Genomic DNA, 4,038 nt, shown 5'->3' with positions numbered 1-4,038 from the left:
CACCCCGCCCACCTCTCCCTCCAGCAGGCCGACCCCGACGGCTTCCTGCGTAACGAGTTGCTGCTGCGCCGCGCGCTGGACTACCCGCCCCTCCAGCGCATGATCAAGCTCGAGCTCTCCCACGCCAAGGAGCCTGTAGCCCGCGACGCCGCGATGGAGCTGGCCGAGTTCCTGCGAGGCCGCACCCAGCCGGGCGAACTGCTGGGCCCGGCCCCCGCCCCCGTGCCCAAGGTGCGCGGCCAATACGTGTTTCACCTGCTCCTAAAAGGCTCCACCTCGCGCCTGCGGGAACTCATGCAGGGCCTGCCTCCGGCCAGGGCCCGCCTGCGCATCGACCCTGATCCGCACAGCTTCGTGGGGCTGCTGGAGGATTAGGGGCCTGTATGTTAAAGGCCGTATGTTCGCCCGTCTTGGTCACTGGGTCACCCGCCATCCCTTCTTGGTGCTCATCGCCTGGGGGTTCTTGGTGCTCTTCTCCGCTCCCCTGGCCGAGCGCGCGCCCAGGGCGCTGTCGGCCAGCACCTCCTCGGTCTCCAACAGCGAGGCGGAGCGGGTCGCACAGATCCTCGAGCGCTCCTTCGGCCAGGAACTCCCCGACCGCACGCTGGTAGTCAGCGAGGGCCTCCCCGCCACCGACCCGCGCTTCCGCCAGGCTTACGAGCGGCTGGTGGAGCGGCTGGCGCGAATCGAGGGGGTGCTGAGCCTGACCCGCTTCGACACCCCCAGCCCCCTCAAGCTGCACTCGGAGGACTACCGGGTTACGGTAACCGTGCTCCAGACCCGCCTCGAGGACCCCGACCCCGTCATCGCCGCCATCCGCGCCGAGCTGCGCTCGGCGGGCATCCCCCAGACCCGCTTCTATCTCACCGGCTCCAGCGCCATCACCGAGGACTTCCTGCACCTGGTGGAGAAGGACATCCGGCGCAGTGAGTTGGTGGCGCTGCCGCTCGTCGCCGTGGTGCTGCTCCTGGCCTTCGGCGCCTTCGTGGCTGCGGGCGTGCCGCTGGTGGTGGGGATGATTTCCATCACCGTCGGCATGGCCATGCTCTACGGCCTGACCCAGCTCACCGAGGTCTCCAGCTTCGCCCAGAGCGTCATCACCATGCTGGGCCTGGGGGCGGGCATCGACTACGCCCTGATGATGGTCAACCGCTTCCGCGAGGAGCTGGCTCGAGGGCACCCACCCCGCGAAGCCGCCATCCACACCACCCGCACCGCCGGGCGGGCGGTGGCCTTCAGTGGGCTCACCGTGGCGGTGGCCATGGCCTCGCTCTTCGTCCCCGACCTGACCTTCATCCGCTCGATGGGCCTGGGCGGAGTGCTGGCCATCCTCCTCACCGTGCTGGCCTCCATCACCGCCGTCCCGGCCCTGCTCTGCCTGCTGGGCGAGCGGGTCAACTGGCCTTACCGCTTCGCCCTCAGGGCCACCAGCAGCGGCCAGACCCTGCCCCTCTTCCGCCGCTGGGCCGAGGCCGTCATGCGCCGCCCCTGGTTCTTCACCGTGGGCATCACCGCCGCCATGCTGACGCTGGCCTGGCCCCTCTTCGGCATGCGGCTGGGCTACACCGGGGCCTTCGGGCTCTCGCCCAGCGTGGAGTCGCGCAAGGGCCTGGAACTCATTCGCTCGCTCGAGCTCGGCGGCAGCCTCGACACCTTCGAAGTGCTCCTCGACCTGGGTGAGGGGGGGTTCACCCCCGAGGCGCGGCAGCGCTGGAGCCAGCTCGAGCAATCCCTCTCCGCCCTCCCCGAGGTGCGGCTGGTGGTCTCCCCCTTCCTGGCCGGGCGGGTCTCGCTGGGCGATACCTCCAGCGGTCTCGCCGACCTGCTCTCCCTCACCCAGCGTTCCATCAGCCAGGACCGGCGCTACCTGCGCCTTTCGGTCATCCCCAAGGAGCCGGTTCAGGCCCCCGAGATCCCCTTGTGGGCCCAGAAGCTGCGGCAGCAGGCCCAGCAGGCGGGCTTCGACAAGGTGCTGCTGGGCGGCAGCCCCATCGGGGCGATGGAGTTCAACAACGTGCTCATCCGGGCCACCCCCGTGGCCATCCTGATGGTCTTCATCGCCACCTTCGTGCTGCTGAGCCTGGCCTTCCGCAGCCTGCTGATCCCCTTGAAGTCCATCCTGATGAACACCCTCACCGTCGGCGCGACCTACGGCGTGATCACCCTGATCTTCCAGGAGGGCTTCCTGGGCGGGCTCTTCAACGTCGATCCCGAGACCGCCTCGCTCGACCCCAGCCTGCCCATCACCATGTTCGCGGTGCTGTTCGGCCTGTCCATGGACTACGAGATCTTCCTGCTCTCGCGCATCCAGGAGTACTACCTCCACGGCCTCCCCACCCGCGAGGCGGTGAAGGCGGCGCTCGAGCGCACCGCCGGGATCATCACCAGCGCCGCCGCCATCATGATCATCGTGTTTTCCGCTTTTGTCAGCGGCGAGTTGGTGGTCAACAAGGCCATCGGCCTCGGCCTGGCGCTGGCGGTCTTCCTCGACGCCACCCTGATCCGGCTGATGCTGGTCCCGGCAGTGATGCTGCTGGCCGGAAAGTGGAACTGGTGGATACCCGAGCGCCTGCGCCGCATGCTGCCCAAGGTGAGCCTGGAGAGCCACTAGGCTTCCTGCGTAAGACCCGCTCCTACATAAGGCGTCTTGCCTTTGGCGTTTGGCGTACGACCGGCACCCGGCTATCGGCCAATCATGGCGTCACGCCGAAGGTTGCCAGCCAGTCGAGGTCGTCCTTACGGTCCACCCGGTACACGCCGCCCGTGCCCCCGCAGTTGCCGTTGAGGCCGAAGGAGGTCACGCCGCCCACCACGTTGGAATTGCCGATGAAGTTGGGCCCGCCGGAGTCGCCAAAGCAGGTGCCGCCCGTGGAGTGGTTGTTGGAGAGCAGCAAGGAGAAGTCGCCCACGATCCCCCCGTTGATCTGGATGAGGTGGGGGTGGGCCACCATGCGCACCCGCTGGGCTTCGACGAAGACCGGGTTGATCTGCTGCAGGCCATAGCCCACCGCCGTGAAGGTCACGTCCTGCAGGCCGCGCCGCCGGGCCAGGCGGTCGAGCACGTCTTGCTGGGGAAGAGCCCCATACTCGCTCATGACCATCGGCGCCTCGAGCACGACGACGCCCAGGTCAAACAGGAAGAAGGCATTGGGGTTGTATTGAGGATGGGTGTAGGGCGTTCCGCCCACGTCGCCGTTGTTGGGATAGCCGTTGCCCGGAATGCCCGATTCCACGTCGGCGTCGAACCAGATCTCCACGTGTGCGGCGGGTGCTTCCGTGCAGTGACCGGCGGTGAGGAAGATGGTGGGCGAGAGCAAGGTGCCGCTGCATCGCCACAAGGGCTTGCCCGTAGCGTCCTGCGCCACCATCAGGCCGACGTAAGGATGGCCGTTTCCGTCGAGTTCTCCATCGGTAATTTTCGCGACAGCGCCCACATCCTGCACAGCCCTACTGCACGCCGCCAGGACCAGGGCCAGACCTACGAGCAAGGCCAGTTTGTCAAAGCGTTTCATATAACCTCCTAGACAATCTTCCAAAGGCTCGAGTGGGCTTTTTGAGCATACGCGCTGGATACGTGAAATAGCAATAAACAAGCGCCATAACGTGAGCGTTACGAGGCTCTTGGGCCCGCCAAATGCCCTTTTGTCGTCTGACAAGCTCACCGTGGGGTAACTTAGCATGAGCCATGCCCCTCGCCGTGTTGCTCAGTGGCACCCTGCTCTACGCCGCGCTCTACAGCACGGTTCCGCTGCTACCCGCCCTCGAGCGCCTCTTCGGCACGCCGCCCGGCTCGGCGGGGCTGGGCATCAGCCTGCCCTTCCTGGCTCTGGTGCTGCTGTCGCCTCTCGTTCCCCGGCTGCGGCTGCCGGTGGGGCGGGTGCTGGGCGGGGGGCTCTTGCTGGTGGGCTTGTTCGGGGTGGTCGCGGCGCTGGCGCCGGGGCTCGAGGTCTGGACGCTGGCGCGGGGCTTGCAGGGGGCGGCTGCCGCTGCGGTTCCAGGGCTTTCGCTGGCCCTGTTGCCCAGGCTCTTCCCCAACCG

At 67.4% G+C, this 4,038-nt stretch carries 3 protein-coding genes and 1 pseudogene; 3 read left to right on the top strand and 1 reads right to left on the bottom strand.

From position 1 onward, the window contains the following. Both Mrose_RS17935 and Mrose_RS17930 read left to right on the top strand, forming a co-directional pair. A pseudogene (locus tag Mrose_RS17935) lies at positions 1–375 on the top strand (primosomal protein N' family DNA-binding protein); the annotation flags it as partial. Positions 376–397: 22 nt separating this feature from the next. Then, entirely contained in the window at positions 398–2,611 is a 2,214-nt protein-coding gene (locus tag Mrose_RS17930) for an MMPL family transporter (RefSeq protein WP_119280579.1), read from the top strand. A gap of 82 nt (positions 2,612–2,693) precedes the next feature. Here the strand turns inward: Mrose_RS17930 and Mrose_RS17925 are convergent, their stop codons facing one another. After that, positions 2,694–3,512: a trypsin-like serine protease gene (locus Mrose_RS17925; protein WP_119280577.1), complete on the bottom strand. Its 819-nt coding sequence runs from the start codon at positions 3,510–3,512 to the stop codon at positions 2,694–2,696. Between the two features lie 173 nt (positions 3,513–3,685). Between Mrose_RS17925 and Mrose_RS17920 the strand changes: the two genes are divergently transcribed. Next, the coding region (locus Mrose_RS17920; RefSeq protein ID WP_119280581.1) for an MFS transporter at positions 3,686–4,038 on the top strand (353 nt) is incomplete at its 3' end.

The organism is Calidithermus roseus (assembly GCF_003574095.1).
Lineage (GTDB): Bacteria > Deinococcota > Deinococci > Deinococcales > Thermaceae > Calidithermus > Calidithermus roseus.
The sequence above is the reverse complement of the archived record's forward strand: the minus strand, read 5'-3'. Positions and strand labels throughout refer to the sequence as shown.

What these genes read in the sequence shown, in the direction of transcription:
- Mrose_RS17930 (WP_119280579.1), top strand. Translation starts at nt 398, where the DNA reads ATGTTCGCCCGTCTTGGTCACTGGGTCACCCGCCATCCCTTCTTGGTG.
- Mrose_RS17925 (WP_119280577.1), bottom strand. Translation starts at nt 3,512, where the DNA reads ATGAAACGCTTTGACAAACTGGCCTTGCTCGTAGGTCTGGCCCTGGTC.